Source organism: Parabacteroides sp. FAFU027, from assembly GCF_022808675.1.
GTDB lineage: Bacteria > Bacteroidota > Bacteroidia > Bacteroidales > UBA7332 > CAXXIC01.
In genome coordinates this window covers 402,799-428,768 of sequence record NZ_JAKZKV010000001.1, presented here as the reverse complement: position 1 = coordinate 428,768, position 25,970 = coordinate 402,799, and the positions used below count along the sequence as shown (strand labels likewise).

The following is a 25,970-nucleotide window of genomic DNA, read 5'->3' as shown; positions in this document are numbered from 1 at the left end:
ACTTTGAATGATGAAAAAGAAAGCATTATTTATCGATCGTGACGGAACATTAGTGGTAGAACCACCCGTTGATTATCAACTCGATAGTCTGGAAAAACTGGAGTTCGTACCCAAGGTTTTCCGCAATCTCTATTTTATCCGCAAAAACCTCGATTTCGAATTGGTGATTGTGACCAATCAGGACGGTTTAGGTACGGAATCATTCCCCGAGCATACCTTCCATCCGCCTCATAATATGTTTTTGCAGGCGTTCGAAAACGAGGGGGTTACATTTGATGATGTTCTGATTGATAAATCTTTCCCACATGAAAATAAGCCGACCCGGAAGCCCGGTATTGGCATGTTTCCCAAATACCTGACCGATGAATATGATTTGTCTTCCTGCTATGTGATTGGAGACCGTGTCACAGATGTGATGCTGGCGCAAAATCTCGGATGTAAGGCTATCTTTATGCAGCCTGCTGAGGTGGCGGAGCCTTTGATTGCCGAAAATAATCTGGAGGAGTCTTGCGTATTGATTTCAACTGACTGGGATGAGATTACCGAATTCCTCTTTGCCGGTGAACGCCGGGCTAAAGTGCAGCGCGTTACCCACGAAACCAATATTCTGGTAGAAATCAATCTGGATGGAAAAGGTCGTTGCGATATCGAAACCGGACTTGGCTTTTTCGACCACATGCTGGAGCAGATTGGCAAACACTCCGGAATGGATTTGACTATCAAAGTAAAAGGAGACCTTCATGTGGATGAACATCACACCATCGAAGATACAGCGATTGCTCTGGGTGATGCCCTTTTTCAGGCTTTAGGCAATAAACGGGGCATTGAACGCTATGGTTACTGTCTGCCGATGGATGACTGTCTCTGTAGTGTAGCTCTTGATTTCGGCGGACGCCCTTGGCTGGTGTGGGATGCCGTGTTTAATCGCGAAAAAGTAGGGGATATGCCTACCGAAATGTTTCTGCATTTCTTCAAATCACTCAGTGATGCAGCCAAAATGAACCTGAACATCAAAGCAGAAGGTCAGAATGAGCATCATAAAATCGAAGGTATCTTCAAAGCATTGGCCAGAGCAATTAAAATGGCTGTAAGAAGGGATATCTTTAACTACGAATTGCCTTCCACCAAGGGGGTGTTGTAATTGTAATCTAAAATGACCTTGCTCAATTTGCAGCATAAATTGGGTTCAGACCTTAATTTATAGCTGTTTATTGATGTCGGTTTTGTATTTTTCTTATATTTGTAATCATTAAAATCACACGGACTATGAAAAAGCTGATATTTTATTCTTTTGTAGTACTTCTAGCTGTCGGTGCTACGTCTTGTAAAACCAAAAAGACTGCTTACAAAAATGCTTTTGACAGAGCGAAAGAGAAAGAGGTTGTAGCTCCTGAAGTTAACACCAATGCTGCAGAACAGGCTACTCAACCTAATGTAACTGTAACCCGCTCAACCAACGCACAGGTTGCTGTCCGCAAAGAAAAGATCACTCCGGTACTTGCTGCTGATGCATCAGGCTTACGCAAATTCAGCGTTGTGATTGGTAGCTTTGTGAATCAGACAAATGCAAATGTGCTGAAGGACAAAATGGAGAAAAACGGGTATAAAGTAATTATTGCTCAGAACGAAAAGCAGATGTTTCGCGTGATTGTATCCAGCTTTGATACAAAAGAGGCAGCTGCATCTGAAAGAGACAGCTTTAAAGCTAAATATGCTCCTGACTTCCAGGATATTTGGTTGCTCGAACGTCAGGAATAGAATTCTGAAGATATTCAGGGAAAACCGCTTCAACAGTTTGTTGAGGCGGTTTTTTTGAATATAATCGGGAAAAGACAAAGGTTATTAAACCGAAATTTATACTTTTGCCTTACCCTCAATGTTCATAATACAATTTCTAATATAAACTGAAAATGAAACAGAAAAAGTTCGTATTGACTGAAAATGAAATGCCAACACAATGGTACAACATTGTGGCTGATATGAAAAACAAACCACTTCCTCCGTTGAATCCTGCAACGAAAGAACCGTTGAATCCTGCTGACTTGGAGCCGATTTTTGCAAAAGGGCTGATTCAACAGGAAATTTCCCAGGAGAAATGGATTGAGATTCCTGAAGAAGTGCAAGACCTTTATAAAATATACCGCCCGACGCCGTTGGTACGTGCTTACGGCCTGGAAAAAGCACTGGATACGCCGGCAAAGATTTACTTTAAAAACGAAAGCGTAAGCCCGGTTGGCTCACATAAACTGAACTCTGCTATTCCTCAGGCTTATTACAATAAAATGGAGGGCATCAAACGCATTACCACTGAAACCGGAGCCGGTCAGTGGGGGACAGCGTTGAGCTTTGCCTGCAAATTGTTCGGAATTGATTTAAGTATCTTCATGGTTAAGGTGAGTTACGAGCAAAAACCTTACCGCAAATCAATGATGAACACCTGGGGAGCACAGGTTGTGGCTTCTCCAAGTACATTGACAGAGAGTGGCCGCAAAATCCTTGCCGAGAACCCGAATTCATCAGGCAGCCTGGGTATTGCTATTTCTGAGGCTGTTGAAATGGCGGCTAAAGACCCTGATACCCGTTATGCTTTAGGTAGCGTGCTTAACCACGTGATTCTTCACCAGACTATCATCGGCCTTGAAGCTGAAAAGCAGATGGAGATGGCGGGTGACTTCCCTGATGTGGTGATTGGTTGTTTCGGTGGCGGTTCCAACTTCTCAGGTATTGCTTTTCCATTCCTGCGTCATACGTTGGAAGAAGGTAAAAAACTCAAGGTTATTGCAGCAGAGCCTTCATCTTGTCCTAAACTGACACGCGGTGTATTCCAGTATGACTTTGGAGATACGGTAGGATTGACTCCGCTGTTGCCGATGTACACACTTGGACACAATTTCCAGCCTGCTGATATTCACGCTGGTGGGCTTCGTTATCACGGTGCAGGTTCTATTGTGAGCCAGTTGGTAAAAGATCACTTTGTGGTTGCTGAAGATGTTCCTCAGTTGGAAACCTTCGAGGCAGGAACGCTCTTTGCCCGGACAGAAGGTATTATTCCTGCGCCGGAATCGACTCACGCTATTGCTGTGGCTATTCGTGAGGCCTTGCGTGCGAAAGAGGAAGGTGTTGAGAAAACCATCTTGTTCAACCTTTCTGGTCATGGTCTGATTGATATGGCTTCATACGATCAGTATTTTGCAGGTAAGTTGCAGAACTACAGCGTTTCAGCCGAGACAATTGCCGATAATGTTTCCAAGCTGGAGCATTTGGCTGAGAAGTTCTGATAAATAACCAGAATCATAAAAAGGCACGAAAAATGAACAGTTTTTCGTGCCTTTTCTTTTTTTATCCCTTATCTTTGTTTGAATCACTAAACGTAGAATAATATGGATTTCCGATTAAAAGTGTTCCAGAGTGTAGCTCGTAATCAAAGCTTTTCCAGGGCGGCTAAAGAGATGTTGATCTCTCAACCTGCTGTAACCAAGCATATCCAGGAATTGGAGTCGCAATACAAGGTTCGTCTTTTCGAGCGCACGATCGGTACCCATATCCGTATTACTCCGGAGGGAGAATTGCTGCTTTCCCATGCTGACCGTATCGTGGAGGCTTTCCGTCAGCTTGATTATGAAATGAACTTGCTTACAGCCCGTTTTACCGGTGAATTACGCATCGGAGCAAGCTCTACCATTTCTCAGTATGTGTTACCTCCAGTATTGGCGGCTTTTCTGAAGAAATTTCCAGAACTTAAACTTACCGTGTTAAGTGGAAATACTGCGCAGATTGAAAAAGCCTTGCTCGATAAAAAAATCGACCTGGGGATCATTGAAGGTCAGAGTCGTAATCCTAATCTGCGATATAGCCTTTACATGAAAGATGTGTTGGTGGCTATTACTTCTGTAAAAAGTATCCTGGCTCAACATGACGAAGTTACGCTGGATGAATTAAGGCATCTGCCACTGGTGTTACGGGAACATGGTTCCGGTACGCTCGAGGTATTCGATGAGGAGTTGAAGAAGCATCACCTGAAGCTTTCGGATATGTCCGTCCTGATGCAACTTGGCAGTACGGAAAGTATCAAGCTTTTTCTTGAAAATTCGGATAGTATTGGAATAGTCTCCATCCGTTCGGTAAACAAGGATATCTTTAATGGTCGGTTTAAGGTGATTGAGATAAAGGATTTTGATATCTTTCGTACCTTTCAGTTCATTGAATTGCAAGGGAAGAGCGGGGGAGTGATTGAGGACTTTATACGCTTTGTCAGACGTCAGTCACTATAAACAACAATGCCCTTCGGAATTATCACCGGAGGGCATTTCTTATATCTTAATATTGGAAGCATTTTACTGTTTCAAATAGCGGCTGGACTTTATCTTTTTCCGACAGTTTCACATCTTTATTCGGAATCAACCAGTCAATATTTAGTGCAGGGTCGTTCCAAAGAACCCCGCCATCATATTCCGGACAATAGTAGTTGTCGCATTTATAGGCAAAAACAGCGGTTTCGCTCAATACGGCAAAACCGTGTGCAAATCCCTGTGGAACCCACAACTGACGATGATTTTCAGCAGACAAACGAACTGCGACGTGTTTACCGTAGGTCGGTGAACCGACTCTCATATCAACAGCCACATCGAGTACTTCTCCTTCAATACAACGTACCAGTTTGCTTTGTGTATGAGGTTGGCGCTGAAAGTGCAGTCCGCGGAGCACGCCGTAAGATGATTTGGATTGATTGTCCTGTATAAATTCGATTTTTCGTCCGACAGCTTTGTCAAAGACATCCTGTCGGAATGATTCGAAAAAGTAGCCTCGATGGTCACCAAATACCTTTGGCTCGAATATCAAAACCTCAGGTATTTCTGTTTGAATCACATTCATGTGGTATATAATTTAGTCTTTAGATTTTCCGAAGGGCAAAAGTATCTAAAAATCCCCTTTCGGGCAAACGGGATTTAATATTGAGCATAAAAAAACCTGAAACTTTTAAGTCTCAGGTTTCTTTGATTATTTATAAGGAATGGATTAACGAGCTTGTGCAGCTTGAGCTTGTGCAGCAGCAGCCTGAGCTGCTTGCATTTGAGCTGCTTGATCAGCCTGTGCAGATGCAGCATCACCTTTTTCGATAGCTACCAATTCAACTTCGAAAATCAAAGTAGAGAAAGGTTTGATAGCCTGGTTGCCGGTTTCGCCGTAAGCCAACTGGTAAGGAATGTACAATTTGAATTTAGAACCAACAGGCATCAGTTGGATACCTTCGCTCCAGCCTTTGATTACACCATTCAGAGGGAATGATACACCTTGTTCGTTTTTGTCAAATTCTTTACCGTCAATTGTAGTACCACGGTATTTAACTTTTACTTTGTCGTTAATTGTTGGTTTTGGTCCTTTACCCATAGCAACTACTTCGTACTGAAGACCGCTAGCGGTAGTAACAACACCTGCTTTTGCTTTGTTAGCAACAAGGAATTGCTCATTAGCAACTTTAGCTTTAGTATTTTCTACTTTTTTTGATTTCGGAACGTAGCTTCTCAGGTACATGTTAGCTGCTTCGTTGTTCATAGCAGTAGCGCTATCACCTTTCAATGCAGCGATGAAAGCTTTCAATACTAGGTCTTTGTTTACTTTCTGACCTTCAGTCATTTGTTTGAACTGGTTAGAGATGTTTGAAGCGTAAGAAAGACCAAGGATATAAGATTGCTCTGATTCACCCAAACCAGCTTTGAAACCAGCGATTACAGAGTCAACTTTGTTTTTACCACCAGGGATTTGAGCAGCATTTTCTTTGAACATGTTACCCAGATTGATACCCAAGGCGTAGCTCAAAGAGTCTGTCTCATTTTTCATTTTAGCAGACTTTTTGCTGCAAGAGGTGAAAGAAACAGCGATGATGAGCGCTGCTGCAATTAAAGAAATTGATTTTTTCATTTCTATTGATTTTTTGATTCGTAATTACTTGAGATACCTGTATTATTTCTTTTTAGATGCTGTCTTTGCTGCCGGAGCTTTTTTTACAGCCTTATCGTCAGCTTTTGCAGCCGGTTTTTCAACAGCCGGGCTAACTTTCAATAATTCTACTTCGAAGATCAAAGTTGAATAAGGAGGAATGCTTTGTCCTGCGCCTCTTTCTCCATAACCCAGGGTGTAAGGAATGAAGAATTTGTATTTAGAACCTACAGACATCAACTGAACACCTTCAGTCCATCCCGGAATAACCTGATTCAATGGGAAGGTTACTGGTTCGCCTCTGTCAACAGAGCTGTCGAATTTAGTTCCGTCAACTAAGGTACCTGTGTAGTGAACAGTTACAGAGTCAATTGCTTTAGGTTTTACACCTTCAGCTGCTTTGATTACCTGATACTGAAGACCACTAGCAGTAGTCATCACACCCGGCTTGGTTTTGTTGTCAGCAAGGAATTTTTCTCCTACAGCTTTTTTCTCATTTGCCTCTTTTTCCTGAGCTTTCATCATATAGTTTCTGAAATACTCATTAGCAGCCTGAGGGGTCATCATTGCTGAATCACCTTTAATAGCAGTTGTAAATGCTTTGAGGAACAAATCAAGATTGTATTTTCCTCCCGGGATTTTTTTCAGGTTACTACCCAAATCAGTACCGATATTTACACCTAAAGCATAACTCATAGAGTCCACATTGTTTTGGAAAACAGGAGCAGCCGGCGCAACTTTTACCGGTTGTTTCTTTTTTGCCTGAGAAGGCATTGCCAAAAATGAAAGGGCAGCCAGTACAATTAAATTACGTTTCATAGTTTGTTGTGTGTTCATTATTTAGATTTCTGTCAATTCTAACTGAATTAAACGATATCAATCAGTTCCACTTCAAAGATAAGGGTTGAGTTTGGAGCAATCATTTCACCGGCTCCACGTTGGCCATAAGCCAGTTGAGAAGGAATGTACAGCTTCCAGGTAGAACCTTTAGGCATCAGCTGAAGAGCTTCCACCCATCCCGGAATTACCTGATTAACACCAAACACAGCAGGCTCGCCACGGCTTACAGAGCTGTCGAATACACGACCGTCGATAAGAGTACCGTGGTAGTGACATTTCACACGATCTGTTGCTTTTGGTTTTTCACCATCTCCTTCTTTGATTATTTCATACTGAAGACCGCTAGGCAAGGTTACCACACCTTCGTTTTTAGCGTTTTCTGTCAAAAAGGCTTCACCGGCTTTTGTATTTGCCTCTAAAGCTTCATTTTGCAGCTTTTCAAAGTAAGTATTAATCACCTGTTTAGCCTCATCGTAAGAAATCTCCGGTTTTTCGTCGGCATACACAGCCTGAATAGCGCGGGTGAAGTCTTCAATATTTAAAGTTTTGATTCCTGTGTTCAGGAAGTTTTGGCCCATGCTTAGTCCAAGGGCGTAGCTGATTTTATCCATTGTCAGTATTAAAGTTTTCGGCTGCAAAAGTAAACTTTTTATTGATTCACACATTGAAAAACTCTATTTTTGTAGGGATAGCTTAGTAAAAAACGCTTAATCATAGAGTTATGAAAAAATTAGTGGTTTTATCCGGTGCCGGAATGAGTAAAGAAAGCGGTATTTCTACCTTTCGGGAAGCAGGTGGTTTGTGGGATCAATACCGTATTGAAGAGGTCGCTACTCCGGAAGCCTGGCAACGCAACCCGGGGCTTGTCTTAGACTTCTACAATCAGCGGAGGGTACAGTTGATAAATTCTGAACCCAATGACGGACATAGGGGTTTGGCAGGTTTGGAAAAATTCTTCGACGTTCGCATCATTACCCAGAACATTGATAATCTGCATGAGCGAGCCGGTAGCAGCCATGTGCTTCATTTGCATGGAGAATTGATGAAAGTGCGTTCAGAACGATACGAAGAGCTGATTTATGAATTGTCGCCGGAAAATGCGGAAGTTCATTTGGGCGATACTTGTGAAAAAGGGTACCAGTTGCGTCCGCATATTGTTTGGTTCGGAGAGGCTGTTCCCATGATTGAGCAGGCAGCAAAAATAGCGGAAGAAGCGGATATCTTCGTGATTATCGGTACTTCTATGAATGTATATCCGGCAGCCGGACTGATTCATTATGTTTCGAGAGATGTTCCGGTTTATCTGATTGACCCCAATGACGTCAGCGTTTCGGGAGGCTATAATGTAAAAGTGATTCGTCAGGGTGCATCAGAAGGCGTAAAAATTCTGTCGGAAGAGCTGATTGCTCTCAGTTAGTGGATTATTTTGCATTTGTAACATCGTGATAACAGCGAAAGGCCTATATTTGCAGCGAATTTTGTTTTTTAACTTAAAAGAATAAGGTTATGAAGAAAGTAATTGCAGTCTTGATTGTAGTCGTATTAGCAACATTAGGGGCAATGGCACAATCAAATTCAAATGCGCTTGGTTTACGCTTAGGTGGTGGTGATGGTTTCCTGACAGAGATCTCTTATCAACGTAGCTTGACGTCATCGACCCGTTTTGAGGGTGATTTAGGTTTTTTCAACAGCAGTGATAAAAACAGAGTGAGAATTACCGGCCTACATCAATGGATTTGGCCCATTCAGGGAAATCTTGGCTGGTATGCGGGATTGGGTGCTTGTGTAGGTCACCAATCCAATAACAGTGGAAGCAATGAACTTATCCTTGATGCGGTTGGAAACGTCGGACTGGAATACCAACTTGATGTGCCGATTCAAATCTCTCTGGATGTCCGTCCATCTTTTGGCTTTTCCAATTTTAGCGGAAGCAGCCTTGGCTTAGGCATCAGATACACCTTTTAATGGTAATAATGCATTATGAATATAGACCGGTTCGATTGGCTCGAACCGGTTTTTATTTTTCTAGTCATTAGTCGGGGGATTGCAGATAATCAGAACTAATACATCGTCCCCGATACATACACCCACTTCCCATTCTCCCGTTGGAAAAAAGAGCGCTCGTGAAGCTGTTGTAACTGTCCGTTTTCCATGAAAAGCGCTTTAAACTCCACATAACCTGTTTCGTCGGTTGCTTCTCCTGCTTGAGAATTCAGCACGTTCAATCCAATCCATCTGACTGATTTTGCCCATTTCTCGATACTTTTTCGCTCTTTATTTGGGCGGGTTGAGGAGTGGTGACTACGCATCAGGTAATTGACATTGGCCAGGGTAAAGGCGGTATAGCGCGAGCGCATAAGTTCCTGTGCAGTGATGGCGTCTGATTTTCCGTTGATGATGGGTTCGCAGCATAATGCATAGGGGCGACCTGAACCGCATGGGCAATTATTGGGCATGATAGGTTGATTATAAGTTATCTAAAGCTTTTTGTAGCGGACAATCTCTGTCAATATCTTTTCCTTCACGATATCCTGCAAGTAGATTCACCGATATCTGGGCTAATTGTCGTCTGATTGACCTCCGTTCACCTTTTATCCGCGCAATCTTCATGTCGTCGTAGAAAGTAGTTTGATGGCGCATCCAGGCAATGACTGCATGAGCGGCTCGTTCTTCAATCGGAATGAGTTGGGTGCGGGCAACTGTGCCGCTCCCGATAGGAATAGCATGAGCCGTCACCACTCTTGCTAATTTATGCTCCAGCTCTTTGTGATTGCTATGGAAATTAAGATAGCGTTCAATGGCCTGGCAGAATTCGGCATCATATTCCGCTTGTTTTTTTTCACGTCGTTCGGCTGTGTATATTTTCTTTTTCTTGTATTCTTCGGTGGAGCGCATGGCCTGAACCTCCTGTTGCGCCTGCAATATCGTATCCCCCGGAGCCCAGATACCTAACGAAATCGTTCGCCGGCCTTTCCTGACTTCTACTCTCCAATATTTACCCTTCGATGTTACTTTACGGGTGACTCCGGCATCACCGGCCGGTAGAAATGTCCAACCCTGAGGAGGAGAGAGTGGTGCACCATTTTCTCCGGTTAGTTTTCCTCCGTTGGCTGGTCTTACAATGCGAATACCTTTTTCTGTTTGTGGATCTTTCATTGATTTATCTGTTTGTAGCCCGTAATTTCAGGCTTTCAACGATTCAAAGTTACTCAATATCCTTTTTATGAAGGGGAGGTGTAGAGTAAAATAGATGTTTTTTGCTTTCAATATAATCTTACAGCAGTTAGGGGTTGCTTCTTGATGTGATTCAGGTTTTTGGAAATCAGAAGTTTACTTCAATGCTTTCTATAAGATGGCGTTTTTTTATTTCTATCCGCGATTAGCATATTAAAGAGTTTACTGTAATTGCTTATGACTCTAATTGCTTTCATTAGTGTTTAAAATATACCGTTCTTTAAGAGTTCCATACATATAGTAGTCAGAGGAATAGTTTTCATCAAAATAGAACAATTTGCTTTTTACCAGCAAAAAGAATTCGTGATTCATTGTAGATCGAGGAATATCTTGTCTTTTTATTCTGTATTGCGTTTCAATATTATTCAGAGCATCAATAATATTGTGGAATATGATCTTGTCAATGACTATTAGTTCTCCATTGCGTTTATATGATCCTGTCAAATGATATAGGTTTCCTTCCTTTACAAGCATAAAGTTTTCAAGATGATATGAGCAACCTGTGCTTCGATATGCAAATTCAATAGTATCAGCCTTCTCCATTTCTGTTTTTGTGATAAAACAGGCTGGCCTATATATCGTATTGTAATTGATGATAATTGTCGTATCTCCAGATAAGGCAAATGAAGTAGAGTATTCTTTTTGGAAGACTGTTTTGATATGGAATTTATATTTCCCCATATTTAGACTATCCCATTTAAACGATATGGTTCTGTTTATTCTATTTCGATTTATCTTTTCAGGATTAATCGTGTCATTTTCTGAAGTAAGATATATGTTATTGTAAAATCTCTTATTCATACAACTATCACACATAATAGTCAATGAATATCGCTTCTTGCTTAATGCTTTATCTGCTTTCTTTTGACAACTTGTCAAGCAGAAGATTGAAATTGCAATAAATTCGAGGATTTTAATCAGTTTCATACCAAGTCTTTAATCTTCATATTGATTTCCCTTTATTTCTTCTAAATTCCTCCCTCTATTTTTTGATAAGAGCCTTTTCGTAGTTTAATACTTTATCGATCTGTTTTGAATACCCCTCTATCGGTTGAGTCGATGGCTGATTATCTTTCTGGAACTTTTCAATAAGAGGTAATGTCGTTGTAATGATTAGTATTTGGTGTAAGTCATTTAAATATGATTCTTTTGCTTCAATTGATTTGAGTAAAGCGTTATGTCTGGATATTCTTGTGTTGTATCCGGATAAGCTTTTATTAATCAACGATTCTATCTTTTTTCTCAGAAGTGAATCCTGGATTAAATTGAGATGATTTTTTGCTGAATTGTAATACGATTGATTTGATCTATTATAGATGTTATATGCACTGGTCGAGTCACCCTTGGCGGTTGACAGCATCTCCAATTTAGTTTCAAGTTTCTTCAATTCTGGACTTTTTTCAACTTGCTCGTTATATAAGCTTGTTGCCATATCATCGTATCTACATTTGGAAACAATATCCAATGAGCTTTCTTTTTGTAAAGCTTTTGGCGTTTCTACATTCTCATGCTTTTTAATTCTGAGCTTGTTACATGATGTAATAGTAAATAGGAGTATAGCCGGGATTATGAAAAATCTTTTCATTTTGCTGTAATGGTTGTTTTAAATATGTATCCTCGATTCAATCAGAAGAACAGATATGTTCATTCAGATTACCTCTTGAATGTAAGATTAATTGCCAGACTTTTATTGTAATGAGGGATACATATTAAATATGATTTCGTCTCCGGGCAGAATCCGTTAAGAATATAGTAGTATTTCTTCTCGTTTTCTGAGTTGGGGTGACTGTTCAGATAATCTTCATAACTTCCTTCGGGGTATTTTGAGATAAAGTCATAGCACGGCTGGCTTACTTGTATTATCTCTTTTTTATAAAATAGGGGATTAGGGTCTCTGGGGAAGCTTTCTTCCAATTTGATAACCTGTCCTGTGCTATCAAAGCAACTATAATTACAGCCGTTTGGAAATCCGGAATTAGAATTTGATACAAGTATCAGCTTATTATTCACCGTCGCTTTAATAACGAACATGTAATTACCGATTTTAATTTGCTGATTTACTTTCGGATTTTGTATTCTTACTGAATCATAGGAATCGATTGTCTGTAATACCAGATTAGCTTTGCCACTTTTTATTTTCTTTGAGATAGCGTCATTGATTAAATATTCTGATTCTCCTGTCATGATAATACCGGTAGTTTTTTTATTCGCCCTTTTCACTGTTCTGACACTAGAATAGCTATGACCTAAAATACTTTTACTTCGAACTAACTTGCCATCTGCTAGTGTAAAATAAGTATTATCGATATTTAGATGATCGATTTTGATTATTTTGCCCGATTCAGTATCGAGGGTGTCAAAATTATAATTGATACAGAAGTACGTGCTGTCACCGGTTATCTTTATAGATGGTTTTGCAGATTTTTGTAGGATCTGGATTATTCTGGATTTTAAATCTGGTTTTATATTCTGGCTTGAGTACAGATAATTGGCTCTGTAGGGCATTGATTCTTCAAAGGTGATCTTCTTCGTAAGTAAATCCTGGTAATATTCAAAAGATCCCTTGCTGATGTTACCCGACTCTTTTCTTTTATCTGTATTTGTTTTCTGAGCCGGGAGTTCCATCACAAACAGACTCATGTATAGCAATATAAATGTTGTTCTCAGATATGTCTTTAGCCTCATATTATTGTTTGTTATCTCTGTTTATTAAGTCGTTTCTGATAGTTTTATGAGTTGTGTGTCACCAAGCGTTGTCATCATAAATCCAGTAAGATGCTTTTGACGAGATGCCTGAAGATTTCTTCGGGATTCCTGTGGCGAAATTTACGCTGTGAATGCATAGTTTTTTTCGAAATGACTGCTTTATTTCCATCGCTGTCCGAATAGTTGATATCTCCCATCACATCTATGTGAAGTGATGCTGTTTGTCCTTCGCTATTTCGGTATTGCCAGTCTCCGGTTATATCCTGTCTAAACTCTTCCCTGTCGATGTTCCCCATATGAATGTCGTGGCCGGGGAGCTCTTCTTCTTCTTCTTCTCTGAACTGTTTTTTTCGACTCTTCATATACTTGTCCACCATATTCATAAAGAATCCTTCTTCGTCATTGTTCCATTTCCGAATTAATTCGGCCCACTGGATCTTTCCATACTTTATTTCATTGCCGTTACTATCGCTGTAGGTCATACCTCCGAAAACATCTTTCTCTAATGAGGCTTTTTCTCTGCGGTTGTTTTCATACTCGTAATTTCCCATGATATCCTTACCGAATTTTTCTTCGTAGCCGTTGCATTTGTAAACTTTATATCCAAAGATATCGGTGGTATATTCTCTTTTCTCCTGTGCATTGGCGTTTGTTACCAATACGATCAGGAGCAGAATTAATGTTTTGGTGATGCGTGTCATGTGCTTTTTTGTGTAGGTAGTTTACTATTTCTTATCTCTTAAACGATGTGTTTCTATTTTCGGAAAACCTAACCGGTCTTTGAAACCTGTTTAATGGTACTTTGCTTAGTTTGAGATTGCTTTGGTTTTGAATCCGGATTTCCGTTGTGCTCAATCTCCATTAGAATTGGATACATTTGTCCAGTTGTCTTTTAATAGACTATATTACCTCTTTTCCGTTGTTCCAGACAATTTCTGAAGTAATTTGTCTCCTGGCTATTCTCTCCGGTTTCTTTTATAGATTGCTGTAATGCTTTTTCTCCTTCGATAATCCCTTCTTCTGTTTTCTCTCCCAGAAAGAGGTAATAGCTGTAACGGTCATGTTCTTTGGCTCTGATGTCTTCCCCGGTCAAGATATGGATGTTTGAGTATTTAAAGAAGGTATAAGAATGGAGCCATCCACTGGCTCCTCCAAAGATTAGCAAGGACGATATAATAATTCCTTTAATTTCCAGCCTTTCATTTTTCGAAATCAGAGTTGTCAACGTACCGATACTCATCAATATTGAGATATAATAGATTGGTTTCCCGATTTCCCAAAACATTATCCGGGAAATTAAAACCAATAACCAAAGTATGCAGGTTAATTCATAAAGTCGTTGTATTACAGACGGTTCTTTCTTAATCACTTCCTTAATTAGCCGAGTTATAGCTATTGCAGTAAGAGTTACGATAGATATTACTGACAATAGTTTACCGAATGGAAGAACCAGAAAGCTAATAATTATTCCCAATCCGGTCAATCCCGCTAATATTTCTGTGGTTCGTTTCATCTATTTGTTTGATTTTGTTAGACATGGAGATTCTCTCTCTTTTTATTTATCTGATCATGCCACTCCAGTCAAATTTTTCTCCTTTCCGGGTTGAATCTTCGACTGATTTGCGGCATGCATTTAATAACTGCGAGGCATTCTTAAACCACATTTGCTGCACCTCTTCGGTTACGCCACGTTGTTGCAACACCGGAGTTAAATAATCTGCTTTATCTCCCAGTATCATTTGGAGTGCGCAATCCATACAGATCAGAAAATAGTGAATATCCTCCACCGTTAATGCGACCGGGTGTTGCCCGATCTGGATGCACTTCATGCGTAAGGTGTTGAACTTCATTTCGGGTACGACATTGAAGAATGCTTCCCGGTTATGCGCCCGGTTAAACCGTCTGTTATAGAACAATATTTGCTCCATCACCAGGAATGTCAGGTTTAATGTCACGATTGCGCCGTTTGATCTCGGACAATTGAGCTCTATCTCTTTCTGCGCATCCGCATTTGCTGCATCATAGATTTTGCGGTAGCTATTGTAATCCTCTACGAAGTTATAGCAAACACCATCTACCATTTCATCGGTCAGTTCGGGCTCTTGCGCTAACATTTCCGCTGGAAGCTTTACTCCTTTGTCTGCACAAAATGCCCTGAATTCTATCATTGAATTCATCAATGCATCATATACAATCGGTTTAAGCCTCTCCGGATAGAAGAGATATTCCCATTCAAATCCATCCGCCTTTATGGAATATTGCGAACGCATCATCATTGCAGCCGTATGAGGCAGTTTTACTATGATATCGGTATAAAACTCACGGCTATTATCCTCCAGGATGGCGTAGTCGTACATACTACCGAGTTTCATCATGGGATTTTCACTGTCCTGATCTTCCATTGTTTCGAGATCAATCTCTGTATCGGGGCACTCGGCAGAATATATTTCATACCATAATATATTCTTTTCGAATAGTACTACTTCGATTTCAGTCATTGTGTTGTTGTTTTATGGTTATTTGCTTTTTGTGTTGCTGCTGTTCCTTTTTGGGAAGCCTAACAGGTCTCAAAGACCTGTTAGGTTTAGTGGCGTTTTATCACAGAGGGAGACTGATTTGGTTTTGAGCCCAAGTCATCGTTGCGTTTAGAACCAGATCCTTACTGCTAATGATTAGACTCGGAGTAAGAGTGGATTATTTCTTCACCGTGTAGGTTGCAGACATTGTAGTTGTATAACTATATCCCGCCATGCTTTGCGTTATTGTCGATTTATATTTATCGGCAATGGTTTTAACCTCAGATTCCGTCAGATTGGTTTCGTCTACTGTAATGGTTTGAGTCAATGGGTAACCATCCATTGCCGGTACGACAGAGATTGTAGTTGTGATTGTAATAGTCCAGTCTTGTTTTACATTACTTGCTGCATCATCATCTTTACTGCAAGATGTAATTCCTAACATTAAAATTGAAACCAGGATAAGCATTAACTTTTTCATAAGATTGTTTTTGGGGTTATGTAATTGATTTTTGAATGAATTTTTTGGTGATACAGGATATATCTTTTTCGTGTTTATTAAGCGTGCACGAGCGGTTGACAGTGCTTCTCGGCGTTATTTATCGTATGCAAATTCACTCAATTCATTGAGTTCGGCTTGAATTGTTTGTTTCCAAATTTTTTGTTGTTCTTCAATTGTACCGGATTTAGTTTCCGAATCATATTGTAATCTGCGTTTGGTGAAATCTGCCGAGTTTTTTGCATTTAACTGGTCAACGATTGAGAGTCCTGCAAATAGCTTCTTTTTGTTTTCCCGTAGTTCCTTGCGAAAGCGTCGCACATATATTTCTGCCATATCGAATAATGTTTGCTGATATCTCAATGACTGTGCTGTGTATTGAGTTGTATCGATCCAGGACGCTGATTTGATAAGACAATTCTTTACTTTCTTATTAAAGTTGCTCGTGAAAAAGTCAAATCCTTTGACGTTATATTCAATGCTGAATTGAGCAAAGCAATATTGTGAGGTTGTATGGCCTTTCTTTATACCAAAATCATCAACAGTCAATCTATGATTTGTATTCCAGAGTAAGAATTCGGGATTATTCTGACATTTCCCATTTACACTTAGCCCTATTAAGGCTAGAACTAGTAATAGTTGTTTCATTGTTTATCGTTATTTCTATTTTGATTTTTTTCTTATTTCCTTCCATGTTTTTATTTTGCACTCTGCACTTAGTTCAAGGTACTGTCTTAATCTCCAAATAAAATCGCAATTATTTTTCCTATATTTGTGGAATTGAAAGAGGACTATCAGCAGCAATGCTAGACAGTTCATCTTGTGTAGGTGGATTTATTCCACCTACTTTTTTATCTATACCTGGATTGCTTTGTTTAGCTTCGTAATTTGCATCATACGCTTCATTTCTTTTCCACAGGATATATGTTAAGCATAAAAGTTTTCTTTGAATAGCGACATAGGCTTTCATTTTTATTGTCGTTTTACTCATAATCCGATTGTATAGATTCACGAATTTAGGTTCTCCATACTTGACTACATTCAAAGATGCCATATGCATTATACGGCGAATATGGCTATTTCCTTTCTTCGATATTTTAGTCTTTCCGACTCTCTTTCCGGATTGATTCTCTACAATATCATAACCGGCATAGCTGGTTAATTGACGTTCATTTTCAAAGAGTTTAAATCCATTTGTTTCTGCTATAATTGTAGCAAAGGTAAGAAGCCCAAGCCCTTTTATAGGACTGATCTTTTCATATCGCTCATGAATCTTTTCATCTTTATTGATCAGTTCTTCTATTTGAACCTTTGTTTCTGCAATCTGAGTATCTATAAGTTGAATAAGAGATCGCAAGCTATTCTTAACCTCTTCAACCTGAAACATGCCATACTCCATACTTGAAAGTTGATTCATGAGTTGTGTACGGTTCATTGACAGTTGCTCACAAAAACGGGTTAGGGTTCTTAGCTCATAAACTGATGGTGAAAATGGTTCCCATCTAGAAAGTCTTTGCTCTGCTCCCATTTGAGAAAGCCCCTTTGCATCAATTGTATCGTTTTTACTCTTTAACCCCAGGCTTTGCATGTATTTCTTAGCCTTATTCGGCAACACAATACTTACTATATACCCTTGGTTATAGAAGTAATAAGCTAGATTCTCATGGTAATTACCTGTAGCCTCCATTGTCAATACAATTGCAACATCTACTTTCTTGTGTTGGCAGATCCAATGACCACAATCACTAAATCCTTTTGCTGTATTTTTAAACTTTCGAGTCGCTTTGACTGTAATCTTTTGATCACTGGTAAACAACGACATTGCAGCTACAAACTCTTCTTTAGAGCAATCTATTCCTACCGAATACTTTACTGGAGTTACCATAAGTAATTAGCTTTAAGTTGATAATAAATTAGAGCTTTAAATGGTTCCTCTTCTTTTCGTCTTTACTCATATTTTATGCTGGATTATGCAACAATGCGCATATCCTTAAGTACTGTTCAAACTCTTGAAGAAGCTCTAATAGTGTGATTCCTTGAACGCTACATCGATGTCTCGTGTTTAGTCTTAGCTGTTTTACACTATTAGAGGCCATTTCTTCTATAACAATGAAGTTTCTTCTAAGTATTAGCTGTATGTTTATATGTCGTAAAGATATGAGTCTTGAGCGCAGCGGAGACTTGGACTCCAAATTGTTTCAGTTTTCAAACTGAATGGTTTCTAAACGGACATATATTTTGTTCTTATCACAGTCACAGACTGCTTTGATATCCAGCACAAGTCCCCGCTGCGCTCAAGACTCGCGCTAGGTCCTGACTGCAATTGTTCATTCTTGTGCGAAAGAGGAGCCGAGAGTTGCTCATTATCATTCATCTTTAAATCAAGATAGTTAGAGGACATTCAATTTTGCCAATATAATTCCACCCCATAGAAGAATAATTGGTAAGAACATAGAAATCAGAATATATGTCACAATAACTTTGCCGTTTTTATATGGATATCTTTCTAAAAGTATTTCATATCTATTATGTCGAAATATCAATAAATAATTCAGCACAATGACAGGTGTCAAATACAAACCCAATATAGTTAGAATGTAATTCTCAAATCCAGAAAGAGATTCTATATTAATCTCATAAAAGTATCCAAATACATTTTTCTGTAAAATAACTAATACTAATACTAGATTGAAAACCATAGCAATAGACATAGTAATCATACTTTTAAGCTTCCAATCAGTTTTTTTGGAATCAATCAACTTCAATCTTATGATGCAATCGACCCAAATCCGATAGTATAATCCCATATTATTAACTTATAATGTTACTTTCTTGTATTTTTGATGTTGCTCCTTAGCGCCAGGAGTTACTTTTCATACTCGCGCGAATGAGGAGACTGACTGCCATTGTTCATTCTTGTTTTTCGAGTTGACCAATGTTTACCCACAATTCGTCAGTTGTCATTTGGTTTTGTTTCTCAACTTGATTCTTCTTTTTCTTGTCGATAAATTCAATAACTTTGATTTTCGCTTCGACGTCCTTCAACTTAAAATATGTTCCGTCTGTAGAAAGTCGTTTGCCTTTTTCGTCAACATATCGCCATTCAATGACGGTTCCAATAATTTCAGTTCTGTTACCAACGGAATTATACTCAACCCATGCTTTTATTTTTGAGCCTATTGGAAATGATTGTTTTTGTTTTTCCTTTTTCTCTCTCATAGATTCTTCGAATTTGATTCTTTCTTGTCTTGCAAATGCAGTGTCGGTTTTTAATCGTTGTCCAAGTTCTTGAGATTTCTTCCAGTAATCTTGATAGTATTTTATTTGTTCTTCTAGTTTGTAGTCTTGATTGTGTATGTGGCGATAATAACTGCACAAAATAATTCCAGACATATCGTCTGGATGATAAATACCTAGTCCGTTAAAGTATTTCGCTAATTCTTGTCCACCCCATAAGCCCCAATTGTTTCTTATCCACATTCCAGTCGAAAAATGACTGTTAGTTGTGTAATCTTTTTCAGTCATGTCGTAAATATCCTTCTTGTCTTTTTCTGTTAGCAAAATGTCTAACTGAGAAATAGCTTCATCTAAATTCTTGGGTTTATACTTATTATCAGGCTTTTGTGCGATTAAACCTGTCAATATGAATAATCCAAATAATAAAATAGTCAACCGTTTAAGTGCTTGATTCTTCATAGATTCCTCTTTAGCGCGAGCTTAGCGCAGCGTAACTCGTATTGGAAATACGAGCAACTTGTAGCTGCGTGATAGTCCGGCAAGTTGCAATATTAATTCTGTCTTTGATCTCTTTCAATGCCAGTCGACTATTTATCATATTCGTATCATTAATATGCGACAGCTACAAGCTGTCTTAGTTTTGGACACGAGTTACGCTATCGCTAAACTCGCGCCAGAAGTTACCTTTCAAACTCGCGCGATATAGGCATAAATATTATTGTCTTTACTGAGGTTTATTTACAATTTCCATTATCTTGTCTGGAATTACAGTCTGTCTAAAACCATACTGCTCATATAATTTGTGGGCATCATTAGTCGCAAGCATAAAGCGTTGCAAACCTTGCAAATCAGAGTGCTGCATTATTGCATTCATAAGTTGTTTCCCCAATCCTTGTTTTCTGTATTCTTCTAAGATAAAAACGTCCATAATATAAGCAAACACAGCATAATCTGTGAGAACTCTTGCAAATCCGACTAGTTTGTCTGAATTATCATATACTCCAAAGCAAATAGAATTCTCAATGGAGCGTTTAACTGTCTCATAACTTCTACCAATAGCCCAATATGAACGATTTGTTAGAAAATCATGTATCACATTTAAATCCAACTTGTCTTTATCCGTAGATATTTTAAAATTACTCATGGTCATTCTTTTTTTATAAACTTGCACATAACGGTTTGCGTATATGAAATGAAGCGGATTGTGGAGCTGCGTCTGTATCCCCTGTGACAAACGATGATGCAGGACAAATTGCCCGAAAACCCACTGCTACTGCTTTATTTTATATACGTTGTTGTAAGCCGTTTTTATTTTTTATCTTCCTTCCTTTCCATGTATTTGAGTAATATCAAGCTTTAAGACAACCATTTTTGAGTGATAATCGTTCGATTTAAATAACTTATCCTTAATCACCATACTATCACTCTCAAGATGATTCAATAATACACTCATTCCATGAATCTTTTCTTCTAAATCAGTAGCAATTGTCATAATCCCCCAGAATACAACTGTTCTATAATTATGTCCACATTCATTTATAACATAACCACCGTCTTCAATTACAGTAGCACATACTTGTGAGTTTGCACCAATAAAATCAAGTTTTAATCCTTGAGGTGCACAGTGAAAATATAAAGTCTTGTTTTCAGAATCAAATCCATAACTTAAAGTTACAATATAAGGCTCATTATCACGACACATTGAAATCACTGAATATTTACCGTTTTTAAGTATCTCATAAATATCTGAATTTGCTTTAATCTCTCGATTTGGTCTATTATGTAAATGATATTTTTGCATATAATTTCTAATCTCTCTCTTTTAATCAAATTGAATTATCCAAAAAGCCCCCTTTAGCGCGAGTTATGCTATTCCCTCTTTATTGCGAATTACGCTATCGCTCAACTCGCGCCAGGAGTTACTTTTCAAACTTGCGCGAAAGAGGAGCTTACTCCTTGTTGCAGTCGCAGACAGCTTTGATTTTAGCTTCGCTGATTTTCAATTCAGCACAAGTCCCCGCTGCGCTCAAGACTTGCGCTAGGTCCTGACTGCAATTGTTCATTCTTGCGCGAAAGAGGAGTTACCTTTCAAACTCGCGCGAAACAGGGTCCTATGTATTAGTGGCAGTTATTATTTCTTTGGATTTCGTGTCGTAAACAATTAAACCTTCTTCCTTATCCCCAAGTTGCCAGATTAATTCTCCTTTCTCATTCCAAACCGATGATTTTCCTGCGCATTCATATCCTCCTGATTTTCCGACATAATTTGCCATAAATGTTATCAGATTGTTGTTTTTAGCTATGTCTGAAAGTAATTTTAATTCAGCATCAATTCCGTTTATAGAACTTAATACACTTGCGACATAAACTGTTGCCTTGTTTTGTTTTGCAAATTCACAATGTGCTTTATTAGTCGTCTCATAGCAAATAGCTGGAGATACAACTTCTGATTCAAAATTTAAAACAAGTGGATTTTTGCCAGCTTTAAAGATTGTTTCTTCTGGTGGATATAAATACTGTTTGGAATAGGTCGTTCGCTCCTTATTGGGTTGGAAAATAATCATGCTTACAAATGTGTCATTCTCGTCTTTTGTTGGCAATCCAACGCCAATCGTGATTCCATTTCTATCACTTAAATCCTGTAACTCATTTAATCTTATATCGTTTTGATTGGTTGCAAGACTCGCTGCTATCTCTGGTTCGTATCCTGTTACAGACAACTCTGGAAAAACTATCATTTCCGCTTTATTCCGGACTGCCTCTTTAATCCACGTTAAATGGTTTTCTATATTCTTCTCAATATTTCCTTTAATTGCCTTTGTTTGGGCTATTGCGATTCTCATTCTATTAGATATTTAAATTTCATTTTATACCGATTTCTATTAATTCCAGGATTCTCGTCTGTTTTTTATAATTGCCACTAACTTCCCTCTATATGACAATCAAATCCTTTATGCGACACTAATGTCTTAATAGATTGATTGTTGGATTTCAGTTGTTTAATGTTTTTCGAATTGAATCTTTTGTGTCTTGTACAGAATTACCTATTAGCGCCAGGAGTTACCGTTCAAACTCGCGCGAAAGAGAGACTCATGGCTGCGTTGCTTTTGGTGTTTGTATCAGTCAATGCCTCTTTGAAGCAAGCGATTTCTCTCTTTCCCTGACACCGCGGTGCTCTTAAAACCTGCTGCTTTCTCCATAATCATATGACTTCTTTCTTCCATACATGACCGACAGTGAATCGGGAATGTAATTCAACCTGCTCTTCATGCTGGGTCGTGCCGACCGCACGAAGATCTATGTATTATGGGCTAGGTGCTTGGTTTGTCAAACAGTCAAGTAGTAAATCGACTTATAATCAAGTTCTTTAGCCCCAATCTTTTTATAAAAGTCAATCGCTCCATGATTTGCGTTGTTCACATACCATTCCACTTTATTCGCTCCATGAACTTGCGCATAGTCTTTTATGTAATCAAAAAGCTGTTTCCCAATTCCTAAATTTCTATACTCAGGAAAAACGAATAAGTCTTCAATGTAATAATTCGTCTTCGCCTTAAACGTTGAAAATGTTTTTAAAATCAACGCAAAGCCACAAATCTTATTCTCTTCGTTCTCGGCTACAAACACTTTAACATGACTGTCTGAACTGAAAATTGATTCTTTTATGTCTTGTTCTGTTGCCGAAACCATGTCTAGTTGATTAACATGTTCCGCCAGTCCACAAATACAGTCATAAATTATTACTGAGTCTTTTTCTACCGCTTCTCTAATTCTTATCATATTCCAGTTGTCTTTTATTTTATTCGTTCTTGTATTTCTGTTTGGTTGTTCTCTACGTACTTACAACTCGGTGTGTTTCCGCATTTTCGACAAGATAAATCCCAACCTGAATTTAAAGTCTCACATTCTGGGCATTTATAGTTTTCCAGTGATTCTATGGATTTAATCCAGATTAAATCGCATGTTCTTTTTAACCTCATTGACATTTTCAATATTCGTCAACATTTCAAGCAAAGTAAATGCAACATCTAGTGATGTAGCAGGACCTGTTGATGTGATAATATTTTTATCAATTACAAGTCGTTTGTCTAATACAGTTACTCCAAAATCTGCTAATTCTTTTCGTCGTTTACCATTGTTCAAGTCCCAAGTAGTTGCTTTTCGATTTGCCAAGACCCCTGATTTCCCGATTGGTAGTGCACCGACACAGATTGATGCAATTATTTTGTTCTGTTTATCAAATTCTCTGATTAAGTTTTGGAATCTTTCATCGTATACATCTTCTAAAAATCCCGCAACAGGTGCTCCTCCTGGAATTGCAAGTGCGTCAAAATCTTCTACTTTTATTTGGTCAAATGATATTTCTGGTTTTACTATTAAATTCCAATAGCATGTATATTCTGGTCGTAATCCTGTTGTAATTAAGTCTACAGCATTAAATCCGACTTCACGACTCCATCCAACCACATCAGTAAATGCGCTGGCTTCATAAGCTTCAAATCCTTGCGATAAAAATAAAAGTACCTTTTTAGTCATCTTTGTAATTTTATAATCCAATTGCTTCAGTGTCCTCCTCTAACATTGGTGCCAACATCCCTCTATATGACACTCAAATCCTGTATGCGACTCCCTCTAGCGCGAGTTTAGCGCAGCGTACTCGTGCTGGAAATACGAGCAGCTTGTAGCTGCGTGATAGTCCTGCAGGCTGCAATATTAACTCTGTCTTTGATCTCTAACAATGCCAGTCGACTATTTATCATATTCGTATCATTAATATGCGACAGCTACAAGCTGTCTTTGTTTTTGGACACGAGTTACGTTATCGCTAAACTCGCGCCAGAGGTTACCTTTCAAACTCGCGCGAAAGAGGGGTAGCGTTCCCGATAGCGGGAACGCTATCGCTAAACTCGCGGCAGGAGTTACCTTTAAAACTCGCACAAAAGAGGGGACTTCTTTCTTCCGTACATGACCGACAGTGAATCGGGAATATAGTTCAACCTGCCTTTCATGCTGGGTCTTGCCGACCGCACGAAAGGCTATGTATTATGTGCTAGCCGTTTTAGAATTCTTTTTTGTTTATGATTGTCAATGTGTTCCTGTGGACATCATAAAGTTAAATGGTATGTTTATTTTTGTCGCGATTTCTTTCCCTTGATAAATGGCAGGTAGCCAATGTGTTAGGGTTTTTACAACACGCAGCACTTCTTCGTCTAAGCCATATCCAAAGCTTTGTTTGATTTCATAATCGGTAACTTCTCCTTTTTCGTTGATGCTAAGTCGAATAACTACTTTCCCACTTTTCCCTGATTCATAAACCTCAAAAGGGATTTTCATGTTAAAAGTAAATTTCTTTCTTACTGCTTCGGTACCTTCTATATATAAAGGAGGTCTATCCAATATGACCTCTTGATTTTCGTTATTAATCAAAATATTATATTTTTGTTCTTCTCCTTGCTTTTCGGGAAGGTAATATAATAGTTTCTGATTTGTGAAATCATATGTTTGCTCAAGTAAGCCCATTGCATTGTAGAAGTTCCAGTTACCAACCTGTTGATCTTCCTTGTACATTCCAGTTGAGATTAAAGATCCATTGAGATTATAGTCTTGCCAAAGACTATCTTTCAAACCATTTTTGTAATAACCATCTTCCAAAATATGACCGTTTAATATCTGTTGATAATGACCATGTCGAATTTTACGATCTGATTTAAGAACTTCATAATTCTCAGTTCTGCATGAATTTTTCATACTCTTTTTCACTTTTACTGTTTGCTGTGCAGTTAAAACTAATGGATAGCAAATGAGCGCAATAAATAATTTTCTTTTCATGATTAGTATTGTGTTGTAGTAGTTTCGGATTATGTTTTTTTACGGTTGCACATAACATCCTCCCTCTAGCGCGAGTTTAGCGCAGCATTCCCGAATTCTATCGGGATCGTGCTGGAAATACGAGCAGCTTGTAGCTGCGGGATAGTCCGGCAAGTTGCATTATTAATTCTGTCTTTGATCTCTTTCAATGCCAGTCGACTATTTATCATATTCATATCATTAATATGCGACAGCTACAAGCTGTCTTTGTTTTGGACACGAGTTACGCTATCGCTAAACTCGCGCCAGGAGTTACTTTTCGTTTTTAAATTACTCGTGTTGTCTCATAATAAGTTGTCTAAGTAACATTCAAAATATGGTCGTTCTCTATAAACAACAGCATTTTTATATTCTTCTGGTCTTGTTAATGGTCCTTGCCTGTGTGACCGTAGCTCTCCAGTCTTAAGAACATAGCTATGATTAATTATTTCTTCAATGTCGTCAACCGAATAATTGTCAGGCATATTGAAAAACTCCCAATGAAAATTCGTTCCAAATCCTACGTACTTTCCATCTTTCATTTTTGCTGCAAAACCTGTCCAACCCATAGTTGTTTCACCTTGTATTTGCTTTTGTATTTTTAGTGGAAAAGCAAATTTACTTTTCTCAACTCTGTCAATGTCATATTCGTTTATACAATTACCAGTTGTCACGAAGTTTTTCACTAAGTCGTAATAACTAACTCCGGATTTTCTTTTAAAAATTCCTTTTTCCGGTTGTTCTTCTTTAAACCGCCCTATCGCTAAATCCACAATCGTTTTCGGATTTCTGAAAATAACGCATGGTAAAAATGTACCGTCTGTTAAATAAACAGAAGCACGGTAGCCAAGTCCATATACGCTGTCTTGCAGTGGTTCAATATTGTCCTTAAGGAACTTGATTATATCGTCTGTCTTTTGTTGTCTCATGTTTTTTTCAACTGCCCTAGCATCCCTCTATATAACATTCAAATCCTTTATGCTATCCTCACTAGTGCGAGTTTAGGAGTTCCTGTTTGATAATATAGATTCACTGCTTTCAAATCCTTTATGCTATCCTCACTAGTGCGAGTTTAGGAGTTCCTGTTTGATAATATAGATTCACTGCTTTCAGCTTATTTATTTCTTTACATTCGACAGCTACAAGCTGTCTTA

General features: G+C 38.6%; 30 protein-coding genes. 6 read left to right on the top strand and 24 right to left on the bottom strand.

Translation table 11 applies throughout. The features are described 5' to 3' along the window. Positions 1-10 precede the first annotated feature (10 nt). The 4 genes from hisB (at position 11) to MLE17_RS01900 (ending at position 4,271) form a co-directional block, all read left to right on the top strand. Complete coding sequence (hisB, locus tag MLE17_RS01915) at positions 11-1,141, top strand: bifunctional histidinol-phosphatase/imidazoleglycerol-phosphate dehydratase HisB (RefSeq protein ID WP_243347082.1); 1,131 nt, start codon at positions 11-13, stop codon at positions 1,139-1,141. 125 nt (positions 1,142-1,266) lie between these two features. Further along, a complete protein-coding gene (locus MLE17_RS01910; RefSeq protein ID WP_243346101.1) occupies positions 1,267-1,758 on the top strand; it encodes an SPOR domain-containing protein in 492 nt (163 codons plus the stop codon). Positions 1,759-1,910: 152 nt separating this feature from the next. Beyond that, complete coding sequence (locus MLE17_RS01905; RefSeq protein ID WP_243346099.1) at positions 1,911-3,278, top strand: TrpB-like pyridoxal phosphate-dependent enzyme; 1,368 nt, start codon at positions 1,911-1,913, stop codon at positions 3,276-3,278. Positions 3,279-3,380: 102 nt separating this feature from the next. Continuing rightward, positions 3,381-4,271, top strand: coding sequence for a LysR family transcriptional regulator (locus MLE17_RS01900; RefSeq protein ID WP_243346091.1), 891 nt, complete (start codon positions 3,381-3,383; stop codon positions 4,269-4,271). 46 nt (positions 4,272-4,317) lie between these two features. Here MLE17_RS01900 and rfbC read toward each other — a convergent pair whose 3' ends face one another. The 4 genes from rfbC to MLE17_RS01875 all read right to left on the bottom strand — a co-directional run bounded on the left by rfbC (position 4,318) and on the right by MLE17_RS01875 (position 7,388). Continuing rightward, a complete protein-coding gene (rfbC, locus tag MLE17_RS01895) occupies positions 4,318-4,872 on the bottom strand; it encodes a dTDP-4-dehydrorhamnose 3,5-epimerase (protein WP_243346087.1) in 555 nt (184 codons plus the stop codon). Positions 4,873-5,016: 144 nt separating this feature from the next. After that, complete coding sequence (locus MLE17_RS01890) at positions 5,017-5,919, bottom strand: FKBP-type peptidyl-prolyl cis-trans isomerase (protein ID WP_243346085.1); 903 nt, start codon at positions 5,917-5,919, stop codon at positions 5,017-5,019. Positions 5,920-5,961: 42 nt separating this feature from the next. Further along, on the bottom strand, positions 5,962-6,756 hold the full coding sequence (locus MLE17_RS01885) for an FKBP-type peptidyl-prolyl cis-trans isomerase (RefSeq protein ID WP_317236618.1): 795 nt from the start codon (positions 6,754-6,756) through the stop codon (positions 5,962-5,964). A 47-nt stretch (positions 6,757-6,803) separates the two neighbouring features. Next, positions 6,804-7,388: an FKBP-type peptidyl-prolyl cis-trans isomerase gene (locus MLE17_RS01875; protein ID WP_243346083.1), complete on the bottom strand. Its 585-nt coding sequence runs from the start codon at positions 7,386-7,388 to the stop codon at positions 6,804-6,806. Between the two features lie 110 nt (positions 7,389-7,498). On the opposite strand from MLE17_RS01875, the gene MLE17_RS01870 reads away from it, so the two are divergent. After that, positions 7,499-8,194, top strand: coding sequence for an SIR2 family NAD-dependent protein deacylase (locus MLE17_RS01870; protein WP_243346081.1), 696 nt, complete (start codon positions 7,499-7,501; stop codon positions 8,192-8,194). An 89-nt stretch (positions 8,195-8,283) separates the two neighbouring features. Then, positions 8,284-8,742, top strand: coding sequence for a hypothetical protein (locus tag MLE17_RS01865; protein WP_243346079.1), 459 nt, complete (start codon positions 8,284-8,286; stop codon positions 8,740-8,742). Positions 8,743-8,837: 95 nt separating this feature from the next. Here MLE17_RS01865 and MLE17_RS01860 read toward each other — a convergent pair whose 3' ends face one another. The 20 genes from MLE17_RS01860 to MLE17_RS01765 form a co-directional block, all read right to left on the bottom strand. Continuing rightward, complete coding sequence (locus tag MLE17_RS01860) at positions 8,838-9,233, bottom strand: YchJ family protein (RefSeq protein ID WP_243346078.1); 396 nt, start codon at positions 9,231-9,233, stop codon at positions 8,838-8,840. Positions 9,234-9,243: 10 nt separating this feature from the next. Then, the gene (locus tag MLE17_RS01855; protein ID WP_243346077.1) at positions 9,244-9,933 is read right to left on the bottom strand and encodes a DUF2293 domain-containing protein; all 690 of its coding nucleotides are present in this window, start codon (positions 9,931-9,933) and stop codon (positions 9,244-9,246) included. A gap of 261 nt (positions 9,934-10,194) precedes the next feature. Continuing rightward, complete coding sequence (locus tag MLE17_RS01850; RefSeq protein ID WP_243346075.1) at positions 10,195-10,938, bottom strand: hypothetical protein; 744 nt, start codon at positions 10,936-10,938, stop codon at positions 10,195-10,197. Positions 10,939-10,993: 55 nt separating this feature from the next. After that, positions 10,994-11,596: a hypothetical protein gene (locus tag MLE17_RS01845; RefSeq protein WP_243346073.1), complete on the bottom strand. Its 603-nt coding sequence runs from the start codon at positions 11,594-11,596 to the stop codon at positions 10,994-10,996. A 68-nt stretch (positions 11,597-11,664) separates the two neighbouring features. Then, entirely contained in the window at positions 11,665-12,696 is a 1,032-nt protein-coding gene (locus tag MLE17_RS01840; protein ID WP_243346065.1) for a hypothetical protein, read from the bottom strand. Positions 12,697-12,770: 74 nt separating this feature from the next. Further along, entirely contained in the window at positions 12,771-13,418 is a 648-nt protein-coding gene (locus tag MLE17_RS01835) for a hypothetical protein (RefSeq protein WP_243346062.1), read from the bottom strand. Between the two features lie 191 nt (positions 13,419-13,609). Further along, entirely contained in the window at positions 13,610-14,230 is a 621-nt protein-coding gene (locus MLE17_RS01830) for a hypothetical protein (protein ID WP_243346060.1), read from the bottom strand. Positions 14,231-14,276: 46 nt separating this feature from the next. Then, positions 14,277-15,215, bottom strand: a complete 939-nt coding sequence (locus MLE17_RS01825; RefSeq protein ID WP_243346052.1) for a hypothetical protein — start codon at positions 15,213-15,215, stop codon at positions 14,277-14,279. 196 nt (positions 15,216-15,411) lie between these two features. After that, entirely contained in the window at positions 15,412-15,714 is a 303-nt protein-coding gene (locus MLE17_RS01820; protein WP_243346050.1) for a hypothetical protein, read from the bottom strand. 114 nt (positions 15,715-15,828) lie between these two features. Then, on the bottom strand, positions 15,829-16,380 hold the full coding sequence (locus MLE17_RS01815) for a hypothetical protein (RefSeq protein ID WP_243346048.1): 552 nt from the start codon (positions 16,378-16,380) through the stop codon (positions 15,829-15,831). Positions 16,381-16,498: 118 nt separating this feature from the next. Further along, complete coding sequence (locus MLE17_RS01810; RefSeq protein ID WP_243346046.1) at positions 16,499-17,617, bottom strand: IS110 family transposase; 1,119 nt, start codon at positions 17,615-17,617, stop codon at positions 16,499-16,501. A gap of 1,025 nt (positions 17,618-18,642) precedes the next feature. After that, positions 18,643-19,428 (bottom strand): DUF6794 domain-containing protein, encoded by a 786-nt coding sequence (locus MLE17_RS01805; protein ID WP_243346019.1) that lies wholly within the window; start codon positions 19,426-19,428, stop codon positions 18,643-18,645. Between the two features lie 265 nt (positions 19,429-19,693). Next, entirely contained in the window at positions 19,694-20,113 is a 420-nt protein-coding gene (locus MLE17_RS01800) for a GNAT family N-acetyltransferase (RefSeq protein WP_243346017.1), read from the bottom strand. 171 nt (positions 20,114-20,284) lie between these two features. Beyond that, on the bottom strand, positions 20,285-20,770 hold the full coding sequence (locus MLE17_RS01795) for a pyridoxamine 5'-phosphate oxidase family protein (protein WP_243346015.1): 486 nt from the start codon (positions 20,768-20,770) through the stop codon (positions 20,285-20,287). A 310-nt stretch (positions 20,771-21,080) separates the two neighbouring features. Next, positions 21,081-21,812 (bottom strand): carbon-nitrogen hydrolase family protein, encoded by a 732-nt coding sequence (locus MLE17_RS01790; protein ID WP_243346007.1) that lies wholly within the window; start codon positions 21,810-21,812, stop codon positions 21,081-21,083. A gap of 484 nt (positions 21,813-22,296) precedes the next feature. Beyond that, positions 22,297-22,749 carry a GNAT family N-acetyltransferase gene (locus MLE17_RS01785; protein WP_243345999.1) on the bottom strand — a complete coding sequence of 151 codons (453 nt, stop codon included), beginning with the start codon at positions 22,747-22,749 and terminating at the stop codon, positions 22,297-22,299. Between the two features lie 162 nt (positions 22,750-22,911). Beyond that, positions 22,912-23,505, bottom strand: coding sequence for a DJ-1/PfpI family protein (locus MLE17_RS01780; protein ID WP_243345997.1), 594 nt, complete (start codon positions 23,503-23,505; stop codon positions 22,912-22,914). A gap of 549 nt (positions 23,506-24,054) precedes the next feature. Beyond that, a complete protein-coding gene (locus MLE17_RS01775) occupies positions 24,055-24,798 on the bottom strand; it encodes an energy transducer TonB (RefSeq protein WP_243345994.1) in 744 nt (247 codons plus the stop codon). Between the two features lie 65 nt (positions 24,799-24,863). Beyond that, the gene (locus tag MLE17_RS01770; RefSeq protein ID WP_243345991.1) at positions 24,864-25,007 is read right to left on the bottom strand and encodes a hypothetical protein; all 144 of its coding nucleotides are present in this window, start codon (positions 25,005-25,007) and stop codon (positions 24,864-24,866) included. Positions 25,008-25,121: 114 nt separating this feature from the next. Then, positions 25,122-25,745, bottom strand: coding sequence for a hypothetical protein (locus MLE17_RS01765; protein WP_243345989.1), 624 nt, complete (start codon positions 25,743-25,745; stop codon positions 25,122-25,124). Between the last annotated feature and the right edge of the window lie 225 nt (positions 25,746-25,970).

Coding starts and splice junctions, on each gene's coding strand:
- hisB (WP_243347082.1), top strand. CDS start 11: ATGAAAAAGAAAGCATTATTTATCGATCGTGACGGAACATTAGTGGTA.
- MLE17_RS01910 (WP_243346101.1), top strand. CDS start 1,267: ATGAAAAAGCTGATATTTTATTCTTTTGTAGTACTTCTAGCTGTCGGT.
- MLE17_RS01905 (WP_243346099.1), top strand. CDS start 1,911: ATGAAACAGAAAAAGTTCGTATTGACTGAAAATGAAATGCCAACACAA.
- MLE17_RS01900 (WP_243346091.1), top strand. CDS start 3,381: ATGGATTTCCGATTAAAAGTGTTCCAGAGTGTAGCTCGTAATCAAAGC.
- rfbC (WP_243346087.1), bottom strand. CDS start 4,872: ATGAATGTGATTCAAACAGAAATACCTGAGGTTTTGATATTCGAGCCA.
- MLE17_RS01890 (WP_243346085.1), bottom strand. CDS start 5,919: ATGAAAAAATCAATTTCTTTAATTGCAGCAGCGCTCATCATCGCTGTT.
- MLE17_RS01885 (WP_317236618.1), bottom strand. CDS start 6,756: ATGAAACGTAATTTAATTGTACTGGCTGCCCTTTCATTTTTGGCAATG.
- MLE17_RS01875 (WP_243346083.1), bottom strand. CDS start 7,388: ATGGATAAAATCAGCTACGCCCTTGGACTAAGCATGGGCCAAAACTTC.
- MLE17_RS01870 (WP_243346081.1), top strand. CDS start 7,499: ATGAAAAAATTAGTGGTTTTATCCGGTGCCGGAATGAGTAAAGAAAGC.
- MLE17_RS01865 (WP_243346079.1), top strand. CDS start 8,284: ATGAAGAAAGTAATTGCAGTCTTGATTGTAGTCGTATTAGCAACATTA.
- MLE17_RS01860 (WP_243346078.1), bottom strand. CDS start 9,233: ATGCCCAATAATTGCCCATGCGGTTCAGGTCGCCCCTATGCATTATGC.
- MLE17_RS01855 (WP_243346077.1), bottom strand. CDS start 9,933: ATGAAAGATCCACAAACAGAAAAAGGTATTCGCATTGTAAGACCAGCC.
- MLE17_RS01850 (WP_243346075.1), bottom strand. CDS start 10,938: ATGAAACTGATTAAAATCCTCGAATTTATTGCAATTTCAATCTTCTGC.
- MLE17_RS01845 (WP_243346073.1), bottom strand. CDS start 11,596: ATGAAAAGATTTTTCATAATCCCGGCTATACTCCTATTTACTATTACA.
- MLE17_RS01840 (WP_243346065.1), bottom strand. CDS start 12,696: ATGAGGCTAAAGACATATCTGAGAACAACATTTATATTGCTATACATG.
- MLE17_RS01835 (WP_243346062.1), bottom strand. CDS start 13,418: ATGACACGCATCACCAAAACATTAATTCTGCTCCTGATCGTATTGGTA.
- MLE17_RS01830 (WP_243346060.1), bottom strand. CDS start 14,230: ATGAAACGAACCACAGAAATATTAGCGGGATTGACCGGATTGGGAATA.
- MLE17_RS01825 (WP_243346052.1), bottom strand. CDS start 15,215: ATGACTGAAATCGAAGTAGTACTATTCGAAAAGAATATATTATGGTAT.
- MLE17_RS01820 (WP_243346050.1), bottom strand. CDS start 15,714: ATGAAAAAGTTAATGCTTATCCTGGTTTCAATTTTAATGTTAGGAATT.
- MLE17_RS01815 (WP_243346048.1), bottom strand. CDS start 16,380: ATGAAACAACTATTACTAGTTCTAGCCTTAATAGGGCTAAGTGTAAAT.
- MLE17_RS01810 (WP_243346046.1), bottom strand. CDS start 17,617: ATGGTAACTCCAGTAAAGTATTCGGTAGGAATAGATTGCTCTAAAGAA.
- MLE17_RS01805 (WP_243346019.1), bottom strand. CDS start 19,428: ATGAAGAATCAAGCACTTAAACGGTTGACTATTTTATTATTTGGATTA.
- MLE17_RS01800 (WP_243346017.1), bottom strand. CDS start 20,113: ATGAGTAATTTTAAAATATCTACGGATAAAGACAAGTTGGATTTAAAT.
- MLE17_RS01795 (WP_243346015.1), bottom strand. CDS start 20,770: ATGCAAAAATATCATTTACATAATAGACCAAATCGAGAGATTAAAGCA.
- MLE17_RS01790 (WP_243346007.1), bottom strand. CDS start 21,812: ATGAGAATCGCAATAGCCCAAACAAAGGCAATTAAAGGAAATATTGAG.
- MLE17_RS01785 (WP_243345999.1), bottom strand. CDS start 22,749: ATGATAAGAATTAGAGAAGCGGTAGAAAAAGACTCAGTAATAATTTAT.
- MLE17_RS01780 (WP_243345997.1), bottom strand. CDS start 23,505: ATGACTAAAAAGGTACTTTTATTTTTATCGCAAGGATTTGAAGCTTAT.
- MLE17_RS01775 (WP_243345994.1), bottom strand. CDS start 24,798: ATGAAAAGAAAATTATTTATTGCGCTCATTTGCTATCCATTAGTTTTA.
- MLE17_RS01770 (WP_243345991.1), bottom strand. CDS start 25,007: ATGATAAATAGTCGACTGGCATTGAAAGAGATCAAAGACAGAATTAAT.
- MLE17_RS01765 (WP_243345989.1), bottom strand. CDS start 25,745: ATGAGACAACAAAAGACAGACGATATAATCAAGTTCCTTAAGGACAAT.